General features: G+C 24.0%; 4 protein-coding genes. All 4 read right to left on the bottom strand.

Features of this window, described 5'->3' with window-relative positions:
* Positions 1-115, bottom strand: a 115-nt coding sequence (bdr, locus tag BLO14_RS06195) for a Bdr family repetitive protein (RefSeq protein ID WP_236736416.1), incomplete at its 3' end; no start/stop codon positions are given.
* Positions 116-127: 12 nt separating this feature from the next.
* On the bottom strand, positions 128-685 hold the full coding sequence (locus tag BLO14_RS05785; RefSeq protein ID WP_091973988.1) for a chromosome replication/partitioning protein: 558 nt from the start codon (positions 683-685) through the stop codon (positions 128-130).
* Positions 686-726: 41 nt separating this feature from the next.
* On the bottom strand, positions 727-1482 hold the full coding sequence (locus tag BLO14_RS05780) for a ParA family protein (protein WP_091973986.1): 756 nt from the start codon (positions 1480-1482) through the stop codon (positions 727-729).
* The coding region (locus tag BLO14_RS05775; protein WP_143280336.1) for a DUF226 domain-containing protein at positions 1458-1598 on the bottom strand (141 nt) is incomplete at its 5' end. The genes BLO14_RS05780 and BLO14_RS05775, both read right to left, overlap by 25 nt.

Here is a 1598-nt window from a genome sequence, read left to right as displayed (position 1 = left end):
TGTAATTATCATTATGAAGAAAAACAAAATCTATTGCCTCCTCGCTAAACCCTATGTTTAAAAACTCATTTTTTATACTTTCTATATTGTATGTTCTGTACGCTAAATTGTTCATAAAATCTCTGTATTATCCTTTTAATTGTTTATATTCTTTCATAATTCTTTTAATTATTTCTTTTTCATCACTAAATAATTTATCTAACAAAAATCCTGTAAATTTAGCATTGCTTTTATAAAAATCATAACTTTCTTGCTTTTTAAGTTGAAATCTTAACGGTTTTATCGGGTTTTGATTAGATTTCTTAATAATATTACTACTTTCTAATTGCTTAATTGTTTTTTCAATACCATTACTAGCAATAAAATTATAGTCAATAATACCTTTTTCTACACCCGATACTATTTTTATATACTTATATGCTTGAGATTTAGCTATTTTAAAACCAGCTAAAAAACTATAAAAATTTTTATATCCATCCAAGATATACAATTTTTTTTGATTAATTGTATTCAATATTTTTGCTGTTTCTATTTTATTATAAATGTCATCTGTTGTTAGAGTTTTTAATTTATCTTTTAATCTCAAATATTCCTCTTTATGAATCTCTTCTAATGACTCCATTTTTGAAATATTTTCCTTTATCTCTACTCTTTTGGTTATTATCATTTTATTTTTAATACTCATCAAACCTCCTTATTTGTCCATTACTGGATAAATTTTATTTGTTATTTTATTTTTAATATTTTATTCAAAGATTTTTTATATTCTTGATAATAATCTGTTTTTGAAGAAAATTCTTTTCTATAAAATAGCGCTTTTTTAATGTCATCTCTTTTAGGAATAACTCCTATTAGATATTCTTTATATCTATTCTCTAAGTTTAATATTATTTCCTTGTCAATGTTTTGTCTTTCTAAAGCTCCCGTAACTAAAAAGTAAGGGGTAATGTCATTTCTATAAACTTTATTTATTGCATCTAGTATTAGATCTATACTTTCAACTGCCCATAGATCAGAATTAATGGGTATTATTAAATAATTAGTAATTACTAAAGCATTGTTTAAAAGATGTCCTAGACTAGGGTTTGTATCAATTATTATATAATCGTATTTAGATTTAATAGCCAAAAGTCTTTTTTCTAAAAGATTATCTTGTAATGGTATACTTTCCGAATTAAAAACAGATAATTCTAGTGAACTGGGAATTATGTCTAGACAATTAGACACTGTAAAAATGCAATTTTCTATATATTTCCTTTGTTTAAAGACTTCATAAAGATTGTAATTTTCAACATCCACATTTTGTTCTTTTAATTTGAATAAAAAATAACTAGTTATACTAGCTTGTGGATCACTATCAATTATCAACACTTTATATTTTTCTTTGGCTAATATATTGCTATAAAATAGCACACTTGTGCTTTTGCCAACACCGCCCTTAATTGACGCAATTGTTATTATTTTAGGTTTTTTAGTATCCATTTTGTTAACGGTCCTTGTTCTGGGTATTTTTTCCCATAAAATTCATATATCTGTTTTTCTAAATCTGTAAACATACTAAATAATATTTTATTGTAGTGGTTATTCATTCTCTCTTT

It is taken from the genome of Borreliella japonica (assembly GCF_900099615.1).
Classification (GTDB): domain Bacteria; phylum Spirochaetota; class Spirochaetia; order Borreliales; family Borreliaceae; genus Borreliella; species Borreliella japonica.
This window is presented reverse-complemented; position numbering and strand designations above follow the sequence as displayed.